Annotated in this window: 15 protein-coding genes; 2 read left to right on the top strand and 13 right to left on the bottom strand. The window is 39.0% G+C overall.

Annotation, left to right across the window (positions count from 1 at the left end):
- The 6 genes from leuD to G7Y57_RS10265 form a co-directional block, all read right to left on the bottom strand.
- Complete coding sequence (gene leuD / locus G7Y57_RS10290) at positions 1-591, bottom strand: 3-isopropylmalate dehydratase small subunit (protein ID WP_165023413.1); 591 nt, start codon at positions 589-591, stop codon at positions 1-3.
- A gap of 20 nt (positions 592-611) precedes the next feature.
- The gene (leuC, locus tag G7Y57_RS10285; RefSeq protein WP_165023410.1) at positions 612-2,006 is read right to left on the bottom strand and encodes a 3-isopropylmalate dehydratase large subunit; all 1,395 of its coding nucleotides are present in this window, start codon (positions 2,004-2,006) and stop codon (positions 612-614) included.
- Between the two features lie 31 nt (positions 2,007-2,037).
- Positions 2,038-3,528, bottom strand: a complete 1,491-nt coding sequence (locus tag G7Y57_RS10280) for a 2-isopropylmalate synthase (protein WP_165023407.1) — start codon at positions 3,526-3,528, stop codon at positions 2,038-2,040.
- A gap of 289 nt (positions 3,529-3,817) precedes the next feature.
- On the bottom strand, positions 3,818-4,768 hold the full coding sequence (locus G7Y57_RS10275) for a helix-turn-helix transcriptional regulator (RefSeq protein WP_165023404.1): 951 nt from the start codon (positions 4,766-4,768) through the stop codon (positions 3,818-3,820).
- A 181-nt stretch (positions 4,769-4,949) separates the two neighbouring features.
- The gene (locus G7Y57_RS10270; protein WP_165023401.1) at positions 4,950-5,369 is read right to left on the bottom strand and encodes a VOC family protein; all 420 of its coding nucleotides are present in this window, start codon (positions 5,367-5,369) and stop codon (positions 4,950-4,952) included.
- A gap of 143 nt (positions 5,370-5,512) precedes the next feature.
- A complete protein-coding gene (locus G7Y57_RS10265) occupies positions 5,513-6,733 on the bottom strand; it encodes an FISUMP domain-containing protein (RefSeq protein ID WP_165023398.1) in 1,221 nt (406 codons plus the stop codon).
- Positions 6,734-7,134: 401 nt separating this feature from the next.
- Here G7Y57_RS10265 and G7Y57_RS10260 point away from each other — a divergent pair, with 401 nt between their 5' ends.
- Positions 7,135-7,866, top strand: a complete 732-nt coding sequence (locus G7Y57_RS10260; protein WP_165023395.1) for an HAD family hydrolase — start codon at positions 7,135-7,137, stop codon at positions 7,864-7,866.
- Positions 7,867-7,873: 7 nt separating this feature from the next.
- Here G7Y57_RS10260 and G7Y57_RS10255 read toward each other — a convergent pair whose 3' ends face one another.
- From G7Y57_RS10255 to G7Y57_RS10225, 7 genes are all read right to left on the bottom strand, one after another.
- The gene (locus G7Y57_RS10255) at positions 7,874-8,395 is read right to left on the bottom strand and encodes a KdsC family phosphatase (RefSeq protein ID WP_165023392.1); all 522 of its coding nucleotides are present in this window, start codon (positions 8,393-8,395) and stop codon (positions 7,874-7,876) included.
- Positions 8,392-9,168 carry a Rossmann-like and DUF2520 domain-containing protein gene (locus tag G7Y57_RS10250; protein WP_165023389.1) on the bottom strand — a complete coding sequence of 259 codons (777 nt, stop codon included), beginning with the start codon at positions 9,166-9,168 and terminating at the stop codon, positions 8,392-8,394. The genes G7Y57_RS10255 and G7Y57_RS10250 overlap by 4 nt, the downstream gene beginning before the upstream one ends.
- A 3-nt stretch (positions 9,169-9,171) precedes the next feature.
- On the bottom strand, positions 9,172-9,507 hold the full coding sequence (locus G7Y57_RS10245) for a LiaF transmembrane domain-containing protein (protein ID WP_165023386.1): 336 nt from the start codon (positions 9,505-9,507) through the stop codon (positions 9,172-9,174).
- Positions 9,508-9,512: 5 nt separating this feature from the next.
- Positions 9,513-10,046, bottom strand: a complete 534-nt coding sequence (locus tag G7Y57_RS10240; protein WP_165023384.1) for a nitroreductase family protein — start codon at positions 10,044-10,046, stop codon at positions 9,513-9,515.
- 47 nt (positions 10,047-10,093) lie between these two features.
- Complete coding sequence (locus tag G7Y57_RS10235; RefSeq protein WP_165023381.1) at positions 10,094-11,461, bottom strand: sugar transferase; 1,368 nt, start codon at positions 11,459-11,461, stop codon at positions 10,094-10,096.
- Positions 11,462-11,595: 134 nt separating this feature from the next.
- Positions 11,596-13,932 carry a type I DNA topoisomerase gene (topA, locus tag G7Y57_RS10230; RefSeq protein ID WP_165023378.1) on the bottom strand — a complete coding sequence of 779 codons (2,337 nt, stop codon included), beginning with the start codon at positions 13,930-13,932 and terminating at the stop codon, positions 11,596-11,598.
- Between the two features lie 125 nt (positions 13,933-14,057).
- The gene (locus G7Y57_RS10225) at positions 14,058-15,227 is read right to left on the bottom strand and encodes a hypothetical protein (RefSeq protein ID WP_255491410.1); all 1,170 of its coding nucleotides are present in this window, start codon (positions 15,225-15,227) and stop codon (positions 14,058-14,060) included.
- 44 nt (positions 15,228-15,271) lie between these two features.
- On the opposite strand from G7Y57_RS10225, the gene ileS reads away from it, so the two are divergent.
- The gene (gene ileS, locus G7Y57_RS10220; protein WP_165023375.1) at positions 15,272-18,688 is read left to right on the top strand and encodes an isoleucine--tRNA ligase; all 3,417 of its coding nucleotides are present in this window, start codon (positions 15,272-15,274) and stop codon (positions 18,686-18,688) included.
- Positions 18,689-18,736: the final 48 nt, after the last annotated feature.

The following is an 18,736-nucleotide window of genomic DNA, read 5'->3' as shown; positions in this document are numbered from 1 at the left end:
TTAAAACGTATGTTTCTTCTCGTATTGTTCTATTTGCTCTCTTTTCGATAGCAGATAGTCTATATCATCCAGTCCATTTACAAGGCATTCCTTTTTGTAAGGATTGATCTCAAAACTTTCCGATTTTCCTGTCGCATTATTTGTTATTGTTTGCTTTTCAAGATCGATAGTCAATGTTGCTTTCGGGTCTTTATTCACACTAGCAAATATCTCGGCTAGGAATTCTGTTGTAACTACTACGGGTAGAACACCATTGTTCAATGCATTGTTTTTGAAGATATCTGCAAAAAAGCTAGATACTACTGCTTTGAATCCGTATCCACCGATTGCCCAAGCTGCATGCTCACGGCTCGATCCGCTACCGAAGTTTTTTCCAGCAACAAGTATTTCACCACTGTAAGTTGGGTTATTCAGTACAAAGTCGGCTTTCGGAGTGCCGTCTTTGTCGTAGCGCCAATCGGCAAAAAGGTTGTCTCCGAATCCTTCGCGAGTTGTTGCTTTTAAGAAACGTGCAGGGATAATTTGGTCTGTATCCACATTCTCGATAGGTAGTGGAACGTATGTTGATATTAATGTTTTAAATTTTTCCATTATTTTCGATGATTAAAAGATTAAAAACTTCTTGGGTCTGTAATTTTACCTGTAACAGCAGCAGCAGCTGCAACTAATGGTCCGGCAAGGATTGTGCGGGCACCCGGTCCCTGACGTCCTTCGAAGTTACGATTAGAAGTCGATACAGCATATTTTCCGGCAGGAACTTTATCATCGTTCATCGCCAGACATGCAGAACATCCCGGTTGACGAAGAGCAAAACCTGCTTCGGTAAGAATTTCGTACAGACCTTCGTCTTTGATTTGTTTCTCAACCATCCAGCTACCCGGTACGAGCCAAGCAACTACATTGTCGGCTTTTTTCTTTCCTTTTACAAAGTTTGCAAATATACGGAAGTCTTCAATACGTCCGTTAGTACAGCTACCAAGGAATACATAGTCGATTTGTTTGCCTTCTACTTTCTCTCCCGGTTTGAATCCCATATAGTCCATCGATTTTTGGAACGAGATACGACCTGCTTCATCTATCTGATCAAGAGTCGGTATGCTTTCGTTGATACCCATTCCCATACCCGGATTTGTTCCGTAAGTAATCATCGGTTGTATGTCGGCAGCATCGAATGTCAGTTCTTTATCGAATTTAGCTCCTTCGTCTGTTTTCAATGTTTTCCAATATGCGAGAGATTTATCCCAAGCTTCGCCTTTCGGTGCAAACTCACGGCCTTTCACATAATTGAAGGTTATTTCGTCGGGAGCTATCAAGCCACCACGTGCGCCCATTTCGATACTTAAGTTACACAATGTCATACGTTCTTCCATCGACATGCTGCGGATGGCTTCACCTGCATATTCTACAAAATAACCGGTAGCACCACCTGTTGTCAGTTTAGAGATCATGTACAATGCTAAATCTTTAGCAAGCACACCTTTTCCAAGTTTTCCGTTGAAAGTAATGCGCATCGTTTTAGGACGACTTTGCAGTACACATTGTGTAGCGAGAACCATTTCTACTTCGCTGGTTCCGATACCGAAAGCAATAGAGCCGAATGCTCCGTGAGTAGATGTGTGGCTGTCTCCACAAACGATAGTCATTCCGGGGTGAGTAAAACCGTTTTCAGGTCCTATGATATGTACTACACCATTCTTTTGATGACCTAACGGATAAAATTGTTGTATACCGAAATCAACGGCATTTTTAGATAGTGTATCCAATTGGTTTTTAGATATAGCATCTTTTACCGGTTGATCTTGATGGATAGTCGGTGTATTATGATCGGCTGTAATGGTTGTTTTATCAGGGCGAAACACAGTCAACCCTCTGGCACGAAGTCCATTGAATGCTTGCGGACTGGTTACCTCATGACAGAAATGTCGGTCTATATATAATTGAGTAGGACCGTTTTCTACTGATGATACAACATGTGCATCCCAAATTTTGTCGAATAAAGTTTTCATACGTTCTTTCTATTGAGTCTTTTTATTTTGATTACTTTACAAACTTATTTATAGCATTGATAAATGCTTCGGCCGAGGCTGCCACGATATCTGTATTGGCCGAGAATCCATAGTAGTTTACACCATCGTATTCTACTTGCATATGTACTTTTCCTATATCATCGCTACCTTTATTGATGGCTTGTATAAGAAATTCCTGTATTACTGTCTGACGTTTTATGATCTGTTTAATTGCACCGATTGCTGCATCTACAGGGCCATTGCCCGATGCTGATGCCTCGAACTTTTCGCCTGCAATATCTAAACCTACATTGGCAATATTGCGGATGCCGATACCTGATGTTACTTGTAAGTAGTCAAGTTTGATACGGTGCATTTTATCGGTTTCTTTACCGGCAAGGATGAAGATATCTTCGTCGTTGATATCTTTTTTCTTATCAGCCAATTCTAGGAATCGGTCATATATTTCGGCTAATTCGTCGTCGTTAACTTCGATGCCTAGTATATTCAATCTGTTGTTCAATGCGGCACGCCCGCTGCGTGCAGTAAGTACAATTGCATTGTCGTCTATACCTACATCTTTAGGGTCGATGATTTCGTAAGTCGAAAGGTTTTTCAGTACACCGTCCTGATGAATTCCTGATGAGTGAGCAAAAGCATTACGTCCTACAATAGCTTTATTTGGTTGTATCGGCATGTTCATCAAACTCGATATCATGCGGCTCATCGGATAGATGCGTTGTGTATTTATATTGGTATCTATGCCCAGTTCTTTATGACTCTTTATTGCCATAACCACTTCTTCTAATGAAGTATTTCCGGCACGTTCGCCAATACCATTGATGGTGACTTCTACCTGACGGGCTCCATTGATAACTCCCGAAATAGAATTGGCAGTAGCCATACCTAAATCCTGATGGCAATGTGTAGATAGAATAGCGTTTTTCATATCCACATTATCTATAAGGTATTTTATCTTAGCTCCATACTCGTGAGGGAAGCAATATCCCGTAGTGTCGGGAATATTTACCACTGTAGCTCCTGCATTGATAACAGCTTGTACTACACGCGCCAAATAAACATTATCGGTACGTCCTGCATCTTCGGCATAAAACTCTACATCCTCTACATATCTTTTAGCATACTTAACGGCAGCAATTGCCCGTTCTACGATTTCGTCTTGTGTAGAATTGAATTTGTACTTGATATGATAGTCAGATGTTCCTATACCTGTATGTATACGTTTCTTTTTAGCATACTTAAGGGCTTCGGCAGCCACATCTATATCTTTTTCTACAGCTCGTGTCAAAGCACATATAGTAGGCCAAGTAACAGCTTTAGATATTTCAACTACAGAGTTGAAGTCGCCTGGACTGGATACCGGAAAACCGGCTTCGATAACATCAACACCGAGAGTTTCGAGGGCTTTAGCTACTTCAATTTTTTCAATTGTGTTCAACTGGCAACCCGGAACCTGCTCTCCATCTCTCAATGTGGTGTCAAAAATAAATAACTTGTCCATACTTTTTCTACTAAATTATTAAACTGATTTTATAACATAAAAAAAACCTTTCCCATCATTTACGAGTGAGAAAGGCCTTAGTTTTTTCCTATAATTAACCGCATAGCAATACTCACTCTAAATTTTTCCAGAGCAGAATGAGCGTACTAATAATTGAACTATGCAATGTCATTTCCATTTTCTTAATTAATCGATTGACAAAGTTATTCTATTTTTTCAAAATTACAAATAAAAGGATTTATTTTTTGATATATTATGACATTTTGAGGTTGGTGTCTGTGTCAACGTTTTATTTAATGTCCTGTTTTACTTTGATTTGGTCGATCAGCAGGCTGATGTTTTCTTTTAATGATTCGGGGCTGATAATCTGAGCAACGTCAGCATAAGATATGAGCCAGCGAGCAAAGCTGTTTAGATTGAATGTAGAGAAATATAAGTCTGTATGTTCTTTATTATCTACTTGTTTCACCCAGCCATGATAGTGCTTGTAATTATATATATTATGAAGATTACTTGTCTTAATTCGTATAATGACCTCTGTATGAGATGAAAGTTGCTTGTGCTTTTTTATAAACTCGTCTAAAGACGGGTGAATATCAGAAAATACCTCGTCAGTCAGTTTAAAGTTCTTAATTCTATCGACACGAAAACTACGGTAATCCTTTCGTGTTCTGCAAAAAGCAATCAGATACCAGTTACTTATACTGTGAAAATAGCCTATTGGTTCTATATCACGTTGCGATAGGGACTGACTTTCAGGTGCAAAGTATTCGATGTGTATGACCTTGTGCCCTGATATACTTTGCAGGATACATTGGGTTATATCGGCAGGCAGATCTTTATCCGGATTATTGTTGCTGAATACTTTCAGATTGTCATCCACATTTGCCAGATAGTTTTTTTCTACCTGTCTTAGTACAGCCCTTACTTTATTCATTCCCGAGCTGTAATGCTGTGCATTTTTTGCATCTGTAAGATTTTCTATAAACTTTTCAGCAGTGAGAAAGGCAATAGCTTCTTCGCGTGTGAACATCAAAGGTGGCAGCTTATAGCCATCTATCAACGAATATCCGACACCTACATTCCCGATAATGGGTATGCCGGCCTCTTCGAGGGTTCTTATATCACGGTAGACTGTTCTGAGGCTGATGTCAAATTGATTGGCAATTTGTTGTGCAGTGATTACAGGGCGTGATTGAAGTTGAATAAGGATAGATGAGATGCGTTCTAATCTGTTCATCGCTTTGGCTTTATTACGGAAGTAAAGATAAATAAAAGCATGTGGTAAACAAATTCTGTAATTCCTCTTTTTCTCTCTGTCATCCCGAACTTAAAGGGAGAATCTGGTTACTTCATAATGGGAAATAATCGAGATCTCTCACTGCATTTCGAGATGACAGGAAAAGATTAATTCATAATTATCACATTTGCATAATATTCCAACAGATGCCAAACTTATCGATAAGTATACCATAATTTGGGCTGAAGAATGTAGCAGTAAGAGGCATTAGTATTTTTCCGCCTTCCGAAAGTGAAGTAAATATCTGACGAATTTCTTTGTCATCATGCAACACAATATCCATTGTAATATTATTGCCCGCCACTACTTTTACACCGGGAGCAGTATCGCAGATATTGAATACACTTTTTCCCAGATTAAGGCGGGAATTCATAATCCTCTTTTTGTCCTCCTCTTTTAAACTGCTTACAGGCGGATAATCTTTTGCATCCACATCACCAATGCGAAGCAACTCTTCTACGCTTCCATTCAGAATCTTACTATAAAAAGTGAGAGCTTTTTCTGCATCCCCATCAAAAACTAAAGTCGGTTTTACTAACATAATTTGTATGTATTAAAAATGAAACATTTTGTTTACTAATACAAATATAGAGGTGACTTATGACAGCCTTATGTCAGTAGGTAAAGGATATTTTGTTTTAAGAGAACATTGTTGTGAATTGGTTTTGCCTTATATTTTACATTCTAGTTGTGTTTGCATCTCACAGAGGATAGACTTCCACGCTCCAAACTATATCGGCTTACTTTTACATTATCGTAAACAAGTCGTCTGTGCCATGAATTAGCTGCGGAGTTGGAGCTGCTTGACCAAAAAAAACCGTTGGCGCCATAATTACTGATTGCAGTACCAGCTACATAACCTGCAAGTATTCCTTGAAATCCGCTTTGCGCTATTGAATTACTTGTGCCACTTGTACCATTGGTATTGGCGTAGGAGCTATTTTTCGGGGCGAATTGACTTTTCATAGCAGAGCCGTGACCTGCTGTTGTAGACGAACCTCGTGGACCGAAGTTAGTATTCCAGATGGTACTCCAGCTTGTAGGAGCAAATGTACTTGTTGATGAACTACTATAAGCACAGGCATTGGTATAAATTTCTTCTTCCAACTGGTTCCATTCCCGATCGCTAGGTAGATGCCATCCATTTGGACAAATGCCTTGTACATATTTATTGGGTGCAGTGCCAAGAGGACCTGTATTCTCTACTTCGTTTACTCCGGGTATATTTCCTTCTGTTGTTTGTCCTTGATTTGCAGTGGACGTATTGCCACTAGCTGCAGCAGCGAAGGTGTAAAGTAATCCCTGGCTAATATCCCATGTCTCAGGCGGAGTATTCCAGGCTGACGCTTTGGCATTGGGATAAGTGTAAGCGACTGCTGTTGCAGTTGTACCTCCTGCATGTGGCGAAATACTTCCTCCTCCTAAATTTGAAGCAAAGTTTTTAGCTGACAGATTTTCGATCATCCAAAGACCGGCTTTGCCAAAGCGACGAGCTTTGAATTCATTACCATCCTGATCCTTATAAACAGTGACTTCGTAAGGTGTTGTATCTTCTTTGCCTATATATTGCCATGCATCACCATACCACACATAGATACCTTTATGGATAGGAATCGTTGAACAAAAATCTTCATTAACATTGTATACTACCAACCCGGTATGGTCTGTTTCTCCACCAATAAGCACACCTGATATATCAACTCTAATATCAGATAAATTGGTAAGAGCTACACGTGGCATCAGTAAGCCTTTGCTGGATGAGCCATCTGTATTGTTTTTCAGATCGAGTAGGGCTCCTTTCATTGGTTCTTGGCCTATACCGATAGTCACCTGTGCATTTAATACCGCACTATAATATGAGAGTAGGAGAATAAGAAAAAGCTGTGATAATTGTCTCGTTTTCATAAAATGTTAATTTGTGAGAGGCTGAATGGGAGTGTGTAAACGTATTTTGTTAATTATCAATCGAGTGGTGTGAATTTAGCTGTTATTTTCGAAGGAGAATGATAAAAAGATAATAGAATAAAGAAATAGAAGTAGAAATTAATAACTGCTAACTTTCCGCATGAAAAAAATAGTAGAAAATTAGCTTTTTTAGTGAAAAATGCCTTCTTTTCTTGAAAATACTTTAAACTCAGTAAATATAATACGTAGGATTAAATGACACAATATGTCAATTGCAAATTATATGTTTTTAACTTCAAATAGTTCGTTTGGGAAATACGACTATTGGCATATAGGTGGACTCATAAGACTCAGTCTTAAAATAATGGTTATCTTTGTCAATCATTCAAAAAGACTGAAAAATGGAAACCGCTTTTAAGGAATACCTGACTAAAAATAATTATTCTGGTTTTGATCTCAAAGCTATATTATTCGATATGGACGGTGTATTATACGACTCGATGAAATGGCATGCCAAATCGTGGAATGAAGTAATGACAGAATTTAATCTGAACAGTACTCCCGACGAATTTTATTTATATGAAGGGATGGTCGGACATAAAACTATAAACCATGTCATAAACAGAGAAAAGGGTAGGGATGCTACCGATTTGGAGAAGGAAGCGATTTATAAGCGGAAGACTGAACTTTTCAATCAATATAACAATGGTGATTTAATACCTTATGCATACGATTTTGCTAAAAAGGTAAGTGACGAGGGCTTAACCTGTGTCGTGGTTACCGGATCGGGGCAAGGTGCGTTAATAGATAAACTGGATAACGGATTCCCCGGGTTATTTCAAAAAAGCCTGATGGTCACGGCCTATGATGTGAAACATGGTAAACCGCATCCCGAACCATATCTGATGGGATTGGAAAAAGCAGGTCATTTAAAGCCTAATCAGGCGATTGTAGTTGAAAATGCCCCTCGGGGCGTGGAAGCTGCTGTTGCCGCAGGGATATTTACAATAGCAGTAAATACCGGCCCACTCAATAATAAAATACTTGCCGATGCAGGTGCTAATATCGTACTATCGTCTATGGAAGCATTGTATAATAATTGGGAAGCGTACTATCGGATTATAAAAGGATAGTTGGTATTTACCACCCGAAGGCTTCATCGCCCATCCATTTACCTTGTGTTTTCATCACTTGTTCGATAACATCGCGAGCAACACCATCTCCACCTTTGCGATGTGAAATGTATTTGGCAATGCTCCTTATCTCAACCGCAGCATCGGCTGGTGCAACCGACAATCCTACGGTTTGCATTACATGATAATCGGGCAGGTCGTCGCCGGCATATATTATTTCTTCGGGTTTGTACCCTGTCTTTGCAATATAGTCGTTGAAATCGTTCATTTTCGTATGTGATTTCATATAAATGTGTTTGATACCCAGTCGTTCGAAACGAAGCCTTACAGCCTCCGTATCACCGCCTGTAATGATGGCAAGGCCATATCCGTGGCGTGCAGCCAGATTGAGAGCATATCCATCTTTGATATTTACCATTCGCATAGGTACTCCTTCGGGCGAAAGAGGAATTGAATCGGGTGATAGTACACCATCTACATCAAATACAAATGCTTTTATCTTAGTTAAATCGTAATTTATAGTGCTCATATCTTATTGTTTTTATTGCTTATTGCGTGTATATTTTCACTGATCAATTTGTAGATCTCTCTTATTTTTTCATCCTCTATAAGGGAAAGATGCTTATTCATTACATTCTCATCAAAGCGCACAGCAGGTCCTGTCTGTGCATCTATTGGCGACAGCGTGTGAACTTTCAGGCTAGTTTCATCAATCAAAGGTAGGGCTACATCGAAAGGTAAACCGGCCTCTTTTAGAATTTGTTCCGAAAGTGTGTACATATGATTCACAAAATTGCAAGCGAATACACCTGTCAGATGAATATATTTTCTTTTATCGGAAGATAGTTCAGCTACTTTGTCCGATATTTTATTCGCTATTTCTTTAAGAACTGCTAGTGTTTGGGAATTGGATGCTTCAACAAATACAGGGATTTCTTTCCATACCATCTCTCTGCCTTTGGTAAACGTCTGAAAAGGGTAGAGTACCCCATATCGGGAAGTATAAGGGCTAAATATTTCATGAGGAATACTGCCTGCTGTGTGAATCCAAAGCCCATTGTTAGCAGGTATCTGCGAGGCAATGTCAGCAAGTACCGAATCTTTTACCGAAAAGATATAGAGGTCGGCATTATCTGCGATAGTACTGAGGTCGGTTGTGGCAGCAGCGTTTACTAGCTGTGCCAATGTCGTAGCCGATTGGGTTGTCCGGCTATATATTTGTACAATATCGAAGTCGTATTTATATAGTTCAATTGCCAGCGCAGAGGCTACGTTTCCTGCTCCTATAAATACGACTTTCATAATTTAGTTTTTATTTTTGCTGGATGTGAATACCATTATGATACCTACTATAATCAATGCCAAAGGAACAATATATATTGAATAATTGTCCATCCTTCCGAAGAACAGATCGGCATTGAGGATTACACCTACAGCAGTAAATACCCATCCAAGTATTTTTTTAGGTTGAGTGATAAGAAATATAATACCTGCTATCAGGAAGAATGCACCGACACTCATTAGTTTTCCTCCGTAAGGAATCTTGTCGAGTATACCTATTTTGTCTAATAAAAATATTATTCCGAATACAAGGATCGTTACACCATACGATAAGCGATCGTTAATTTTGCTGACTGCCATACTTGTTATTGTTTATAGTTACCAATATGTACTTTTTCCCATTGTAGTTTTTCGTCATCGAATGGCGGACGTTCTTTTTCTTTATTTCCAAATGCTATTACCGACAGAACCTGTAATTGCGATGGGATATCAAACAGTTTTCTAACATATTCTTCCGACGAACCATCTTCTGCTGTATGTCTTTGTCGTACCTGAACCCAGCAACTGCCCAGACCAAGGTCTTCGGCTTGCACCTGCATCATAATAGAAGCAATAGAAGCATCTTCTATCCATACATCGCTCTCAGATGGATCGGCTAATACTATAACAGCTAAAGCACAGTTTGAGATTAACTTGCTGGCCATTTTTTTGCAAAGAGATAGTTTTTCTAGCTGTTCTTTATCTTCTACTACTAAAAACTGCCAGCAATTTGCACCTTTAGATGTAGGTGATTTAAGACCGGCTTTCAATATTAGTTCGACTTGCTCGGGCGTTAGTTGCTCTTCCGTAAATTTACGTGTACTGCGTCTGCGGCTTATAAGATCGTGAAAATAGCTCATTATATGATATAAGTAAAGTGAAATACTAAATAATTATCCTATTGTTATTATCCGCGAGAAAGCTTCTTTATCTCTTCTCCGAAATTTTTCTCGTCTTTCAGCCCTTGCGTACTACTCTTACGAAGCAATATATTTAAGGTTTGCATAACCAGTTTTATATCGAGTACTAAGGAATATCCGTTGATATATAAAAGATCGTATTTAAGTTTATCGCCCACTGTGGTATTGTATCTGCCTTGTACCTGAGCCATTCCGGTTAATCCTGCTTTCACACGGTGTCTAAGATTATATTCGGGTAGTTCTTTGCAAAATTGTTCTACAAAAAACGGACGTTCGGGCCGGGGACCTACAATACTCATATCTCCTTTCAGAATATTGAATACCTGAGGGACTTCATCTATACGTGTTGCCCTTAAAATGTGACCGAGTTTGGTAATCCGTTTATCAACATCCTGTGCCAATACCGGGCCTGATTTAGCTTCGGCATTTTCGACCATTGTCCTGAATTTGTATATTTTAAAGATTTTTCCACCACGGGTTATTCTTTCCTGTACATAAAAAGCTGTTCCTCCTGTAATCTTAAGAGTGAGGTAAACAACTATGAACGGAATAGCAAAAACGACTACAGCCAGACTGCCCAAAACGATATCCATGATCCGTTTGATAATCTCACTTCCGGGTTGTATGCCAAGTTCTTTTACGTCAAGAACGGGCGTATCATCTATTTGAATGAAGCGTGCATTAAAGAGTAAAATTTCAGGATTCTTAGGCTCATAAAGCATTATCTTATTTTCATTAACGCAGTATCGAACAAGATTCTGTTTAATATTTTCATCTACATCTTCTGTTAGGAAGGTAACATCGCATTCATTTATATATTCATATACTTTGGGATTGGCTGGTTCGCATATATGCAGTATTCTTGACCACATGCCATTCGATTCGAGTAGTTTATAAGCTAAGTCTTTCGATTTCTGATAACCGATAATAACCACTGTCTTTTTCTCATTAGCCCTGCGATACATTTTGTTGGTAAACCAGTGCCAGAGCGATATTACGATTATTTGCAAGCCCGAACTGAATAACAAAATACTTCGCGGATATGCAAATTCCCGAGCAAGGAAACTTATCGCCATTGTAGCGCCAAGAAGCGACAGAATAGTTAATGATACAGTGTACCCAACACCTATCAGCGAGAAGTCTTTAGGTTTGTCAAGTTCAAATATATGGCTTAGTATCAGGTAACAAATCCCGATGTAGGGCCATATTGATAAGAAGGCATAATAGTTGCCTGTAAAGTCGTTAAGTGTATCTTTAAAAAGATAGTAGGATAATAAAATAGAAAGATATATGAAAGCAATATCTATCAGAGGTATTAATATCCTAAATCCTTTGCGTCCGAATAATATGTCCATTGCAATGAGTCAAGTTTATTAAAGCGAAAAATCAGAAAGTTTATATTAAGTACAAAAACATAATTTAATGCTGCATCGAGCTATAACTATAAATCCTTGTTATGCATGGATGGACAATAAATAGGTCTGTGACCTTATTTTTTCTTCCCTTTTGCTTTTGCTTTCGTTTTTGGTTTCTCGTCAGCCGAGTTAATTAATTTCATACATTCCTCGTACGTCAACTCAGCAGGAGTCATCGTTTTTGGAATTTTGAAATTGCTTTTCTTGTAACTGATATATGGCCCGTAGCGCCCATTCAGTATTTGCAGACCTTCGTCTTCAGTAAAGGCCTTAATAAGTTTTTGCTCTTCTTTTAGTCTTTTATCCAATATCAAAGGAGTAACTTCCTCTAGCGTAACACTATATGGATCATAACCTTTTGGTAAAGATACAAATAAATTGTTATGTTTGGCATAAGGGCCAAATCTTCCGACTGATACTGTTACTTCTTTATCTTCAAACTCACCGATACTACGTGGAAGATCGAACAACTTCATAGCCTCCTCCAGCGTAATAGTAGAGATAGATTGATTTTTTTGAAGTCCTGCAAATAGTGGTTTCTCTTCCTCCTCCTGCGTTCCTACCTGAACCATTGGCCCAAATCGACCGATTTTTACCGAAACCTGACGTTTGGTCTTTGGGTCTATGCCCAAAATGCGCTCGCCTACTTTATGGTCGGTTTGCACATTCATAGCTTCTTCTACCACCGGATGGAAGAATTTGTAAAACCTATCTATCAGGTCGGCCCAGTTCTCTTCGCCTTCTGCTACCTGGTCGAATTCTTTTTCTACATTTGCCGTAAAGTTATAATCCAGAATGGTAGGGAAGTACTCTGTCAGGTAATCGTTTACAACGATGCCTGTATCTGTAGGTATCAGTTTGCCTTTGTCAGCACCTGTTATTTCGGTTTTCTCCGTATCGGATATTTTGTTATCCTTAAGAGCCAATATGTTATATTTACGTTCTACACCTTCCAATTCAGATTTCTCTACATATCCGCGATTCTGAACGGTAGAAATAGTCGGAGCATAAGTAGATGGTCGGCCTATGCCTAGTTCTTCCATTTTACGAACCAAAGATGCTTCGGTATAGCGGGCGGGTCTTTGAGTAAAACGTTCCGTAGCTGTAGTCTCCTTCATCTGAAGTACTTCTTTTATTGCTACCGGAGGCAATAATCCAGCTGCTGCCTCTTCGTAGTTCTCGTCATCTGTACCTTCCAGATAAACATGAAGAAAACCATCGAACTTAAGAACTTCGCCTTCGGCAACGAATTTAAGAGTCTCATCAGATATACCTACGGTTATAACTGTTTTCTCTAACTTGGCTTCCGCCATTTGAGAAGCGATTGTTCTTTTCCAGATCAATTCATACAATTTCTTTTCCTGTGGAGTGCCTGAAACCGTTTGATTTGCCATATAAGTAGGGCGGATGGCCTCATGGGCCTCTTGTGCACCCTTGCTCTTAGTCGAGAACTTGCGTGTTTTAGAATATTGTTTTCCGTAAGCCGTTTCTATCTGAGTCTTTGCAGCGTCGATTGCCAGCGATGACAGATTAACGGAGTCGGTACGCATATATGTGATTTTCCCCGATTCGTATAGCTTTTGTGCTACAGACATTGTCATCGAAACAGGGTATCCTAATTTACGGGATGCTTCTTGTTGAAGTGTAGAAGTGGTGAACGGAGCTGCCGGCGACTTGGTTACTGGTTTAACGTCTATACCTTCTACTTCGAAGTTAGCACTTTTCAGTTTTTCCAAAAATGCCATAGCCTCTTTCTTAGTTTTGAGGCGCTTATTAAGTTCTGTCTTAATCTCGTACGATGTGCCTTTTTCATTTTTATTGAAAATGGCAACTACACGATAAGAAGCTTCTGATTTGAAATTTTGTATGTCGCGTTCGCGTTCAACGATTAGCCTTACAGCTACCGATTGTACTCTACCGGCAGATAATGACGGTTTTACCTTTCTCCACAATACAGGAGACAGCTCGAAACCTACAATACGGTCTAGGATTCGACGGGCCTGTTGTGCATCAACAAGGTTTATATCTATTTTTCGAGGATTTTTTATCGCATTGATAATTGCATCTTTCGTAATCTCATGAAATGCAATTCGTCTGGTCTTACTTTCATTAAGCTCAAGAGTTTGAAATAGATGCCACGAAATAGCTTCTCCTTCGCGGTCCTCATCGGATGCGAGCCATACCGTGCTTGCAGCTTTAGCCTCCTTCTTTAAATTATCTACAATTTTCTTTTTGTCTTCCGATACTTCGTATATCGGTGTGTAGCCATTCTCGAGGTCAATCCCTAAGCCTTTTTTCTTTAAGTCTCTGATATGTCCATAACTAGACAATACTTTGTAGTTTTCACCAAGAAACTTTTCTATTGTTTTCGCTTTGGCCGGCGACTCGACTATAACTAGATTTTTTTGCATATTTTACTTGTCTTGCTAATTCTGGTTTTTTATGTACATTATTATAAACCAGACTCCTTTTGAACGGCAAAAGTAGTGATTTTGTTCTGAAAAACTAATATTTAAGTATTTCTTTATAAAAGACTTCAATTAAATAGTATGGGTTTATCGCCTAATACAAAGCGAGAAAAGCCCACTTCTTCAAACTTATAATGCGATAGAATTTCTTTCGATACTTTGAGGAATGTATCTATATCGTATATAATAAAATCAATGTATGAAAAATGAAATCCGGTTGCACCTCCTGTGCTATTGGCTACACTGTAATTTACTATTTCGCTCATTATCTTATCCTCTATATCGGCTCTGAATTGTACGATGTTTTCTTGTGGGACATTTGTATTCTCGAAGAATATGAACCCATAAACGATGCCATCCTCTTCAAATCCCTTTATAGCTTCTTCTGTACCACCATAAAAATCATTAAGGATAGGAGAACATGATGTATAGCCCACCTGAATGTCTTCTCTCAGTTTCCATTCTTTATTCTCTGTAGGGTTCATTTTGTAGCCGCTGTATAGCTCGCATGGATTGTCTATTTTAGGCCAGTCCTCATCATCTGACATTGCCTCTTCTATAACCGATGTTAATCCACTAATCTTTACCGCGTGCTTATCCGATTTCTCAGTAATGAAGTCTATATAGCCGATAATTTCCATTGTGAAAACCTCGCCGATAAATTGGTCGAGATATATGAAAAATATCGAATAGCGTTTGTTTTCTTCAAGAGTCATTAATACAGGCGCATAAACTTCGAGATTGATTTTTTTTCTGTCTTGGTCAACTTCAGCATAAATCTCGATATTGTCTTCTGTTAAATTTATATCATACATGCTTATTGTAGAGCCCGGACTGGCTTTTCCAGGTTTCGAAGCGTAGAAATTCCATTTTTCCCACAGGTGTGCGGGTGCATGTTGTAGCCAGTAATATAGAGGTATGAGTTTAGCTCTGTTGCCTTCGGGTGTCAGAATCAACTCGTATTTGTTTTCTTTATTTATTCCCATTTCGAAATAAACAGTGTGAAAAGAAATCTGTAAGATGCTATCAACAAAATTAAGGAGAGTCTGACCTTCCACTTTGTTATCCATCATTTCTCTAATTTGACTTTCCTCTTCGGTAAAGGTTTTCCAAAATTTAGTCACTCTGTTTTTAAATGATTCTTGCATCGTTTTGTATCGTTTATTTATTTGGAAACAAAGATAGATATAATCTTTAAATGTAAATACGGGATGTATATATTGTATCTTATTTTTCACTATCTTTGCACTTATTTTTTGAATAAAGCGAAATCTAAAGTACGATGACTAAGAAATTTACAGAATATAACCAATTTAACTTATCTGATATCAATAAAGAGATACTGGACAAGTGGGACAAAGAAAATGTATTTCAAAAGAGTCTGGACATACGTAAAGATGCTCAATCATTTGTATTTTACGAAGGGCCTCCTTCTGCGAATGGTATGCCGGGCATCCATCACGTAATGGCACGCTCTATTAAAGATATTTTTTGTCGTTACAAGACGATGAAAGGATTCTTGGTGAACCGCAAAGCAGGGTGGGATACCCATGGTTTGCCGGTAGAACTAAGTGTCGAGAAGAAGCTCGGAATTACTAAAGAAGATATTGGGAAACCGGGGAAACCAAGTGTTGACGAATATAACAAGGCTTGTCGCGAAGAGGTGATGAAATATACCCGCGAATGGGAAGATCTTACTCGTCGTATGGGTTATTGGGTGAACATGAAAGACCCTTATGTGACTTACGACAGCCGATATATCGAAACGCTTTGGTTCTTACTGAAAGAATTATACAATAAGGATTTCCTCTATAAAGGATATACTATACAGCCTTATTCGCCGGCAGCGGGTACAGGATTGAGTTCGCATGAGTTGAACCAACCGGGCAGCTACCGTGATGTGAAAGATACTACGTGCATTGCTCAATTCAAGATAAAAGGACCAAAAGCAGAAATGGCTCAATTTGGTGAACCTTATTTCTTGGCTTGGACTACTACCCCTTGGACTTTACCTTCTAATACTGCTCTTGCAGTAGGTGCGGATATCGTTTATGTTGCTGTACAGTCTTATAACCCGTATACAAACGATAAGATGACTGCTGTGGTAGCAAAATCGCTTATGTTCAGTTTGTTTAATCCTAAGGCGGAAGAAATCGCTTTAGAAGATTATAAGCAAGGTGATAAGCTGATACCATATAAAGTAGTGGGAGAGTGGAAAGGTTCGGAACTGGCAGGAATAGCTTACGAGCAACTTATACCTTGGATGAATCCGGGAAAAGGTGCATTTAAAGTAGTGACGGGCGATTTTGTAACTACCGAAGATGGTACGGGTATCGTCCATATAGCACCTACATTTGGTGCAGATGATGCCAAGGTAGCCAAGATAAATAATGTGCCTGCTATGATGCTGACTGATAAGGATGGAAATCTCCGTCCGATGGTCGATCTTACAGGTAAATATTTCAAGCTGAAAGATCTCGATGAGGCTTATGTAAAAGCAAATGTAAACGTAGATTTATATAAAGAATTTGCAGGTCGCTATGTGAAGAACGAGTATGACGACACATTGCCTGCCGATGCCAATACTCTTGACATCGATTTAAGTGTAATGCTAAAATTGGCAAATAAAGCTTTCAAGATAGAACGTCATGTGCATAACTATCCGCACTGTTGGCGTACCGATAAGCCTGTGCTTTATTATCCATTGGATAGCTGGTTTATCAAAACTACAGCTTCGCGTGACCGTTTGATAGAACTTAATAATACAATCAACTGGAAACCTCAATCGACAGGTACAGGTCGTTTTGGTAAATGGCTGGAAAATCTACAGGATTGGAATTTGAGCCGTAGCCGTTATTGGGGTACTCCACTTCCAATCTGGAGAACTGAAGATGGTAAGGAAGAAAAATGTATCGGTTCGATTAAAGAGCTTTATGCCGAAATGCAAAAGGCTGTGGATGCCGGACTAATGAAAGAGGTACTTTGGAAAGATTTCGAAATAGGCAATCTGGATAAAGCGAATTACGAAAAGATAGACCTTCATCGTCCGTATGTAGATAATATTATACTTGTTTCGGATTCGGGCAAACCGATGAAACGTGAGACTGATCTTATCGATGTGTGGTTTGATTCGGGGGCTATGCCTTTTGCGCAAGTATTCTACCCGAATATCAGTGAAGAAGAATTCGCAAAGGTTTATCCTGCCGACTTTATAGCCGAGGGTGTAGACCAGACACGAGGATGGTTCTTTACGCTGCATGCTATATCTACCATGTTCAAAGATAGCATTGCATTCAAAAATGTAATATCCAACGGATTGGTGTTAGATAAGAACGGCAACAAGATGTCGAAACGTCTTGGTAATGGTGTCGATCCTTTTGTTGCAATAGAAAAATACGGTTCAGACCCTTTACGTTGGTACATGATAACTAATGCTTCACCGTGGGATAATCTGAAATTCGATATAGAAGGAGTAGAAGAGGTGCGCCGTAAATTTTTCGGTACACTTTATAATACGTATTCTTTCTTTGCATTATATGCTAATGTGGACAATTTCACTTTCGCAGAAGACTTCGTGCCTGTCGCTGAAAGACCGGAGATAGACCGTTGGGTTATATCGTTGCTCAATACGCTCGTAAAGGACGTAGACGAGTACTATGCAGCCTATGAGCCTACTAAGGCAGGGCGTGCTATATCAGACTTTGTGAACGATAATCTGAGTAATTGGTATGTGCGACTTAACAGGAAGCGTTTCTGGGGTGGTACGATGACTAAGGATAAATTGTCGGCTTATCAGACATTATATACTTGTTTGGAGGTTGTCGCTAAATTGATGGCTCCTATCTCTCCGTTTTATGCAGATAAATTATTTAATGATTTAATTGGTGCTACCGAGCGTGAAAAGATATCGTCTGTTCATTTGTCAGACTTCCCATTATCAGATAGTTCCGTTATAGATAAGAAGCTCGAAGAGCGTATGAAAATAGCACAGGATATATCGTCGGTGGTACTTGCTCTTCGTCGCAAAGTGAACATTAAGGTCCGTCAACCGTTAATGCAAATAATGGTTCCTGTAATTGACGACGAACAAAAGAAAGATATTGAAGCTGTACGTGATCTTATTTTGAATGAAGTGAACGTAAAAGAACTGAAATATGTCGATAATACAGCCGGTATTTTAGTGAAGCGTATCAAGCCTGATTTTAAAAAATTAGGGCCTCGTTACGGTAAAATCATGAAACAATTGGCTGTCGTTATTCAGGGGATGGATCAGGTAGCTATCGGAGCATTCGAGAAAGCAGGTAATTATACTTTGGATGTTGAAGGGCAACCTGCAACGATCGAATTGTCGGACGTAGAGATAATATCGGAGGATATACCGGGCTGGCTGGTAGCTAATGAAGGTCGTTTGACTGTTGCTCTCGATATTACGATTACAGACGATTTGCGTAAGGAAGGTATTGCCCGCGAGTTGGTGAATCGCATACAAAATATACGTAAATCGAGCGGCTTTGATATCACAGACCGTATAAGCGTAAAAATATCGAATCTGGAACAAATAAAAGATGCAATTTTGGAATTTAATGATTATATTGCATCACAGGTTTTGGCGGACAAAGTCGAATTGAGTGATAATGTTGACGGTCAAGATATTGATATGGATGAATTTGTATTAAAACTTTCAATAGAGAAGGTTTAACCAAAATAAAACCAAACTAAACAGGATGTCTAACTTAAAAAAATAAAG

The organism is Dysgonomonas sp. ZJ279, assembly GCF_011039205.1.
In the GTDB taxonomy this organism is placed as follows: domain Bacteria; phylum Bacteroidota; class Bacteroidia; order Bacteroidales; family Dysgonomonadaceae; genus Dysgonomonas.
The sequence above is the reverse complement of the archived record's forward strand: the minus strand, read 5'-3'. Positions and strand labels throughout refer to the sequence as shown.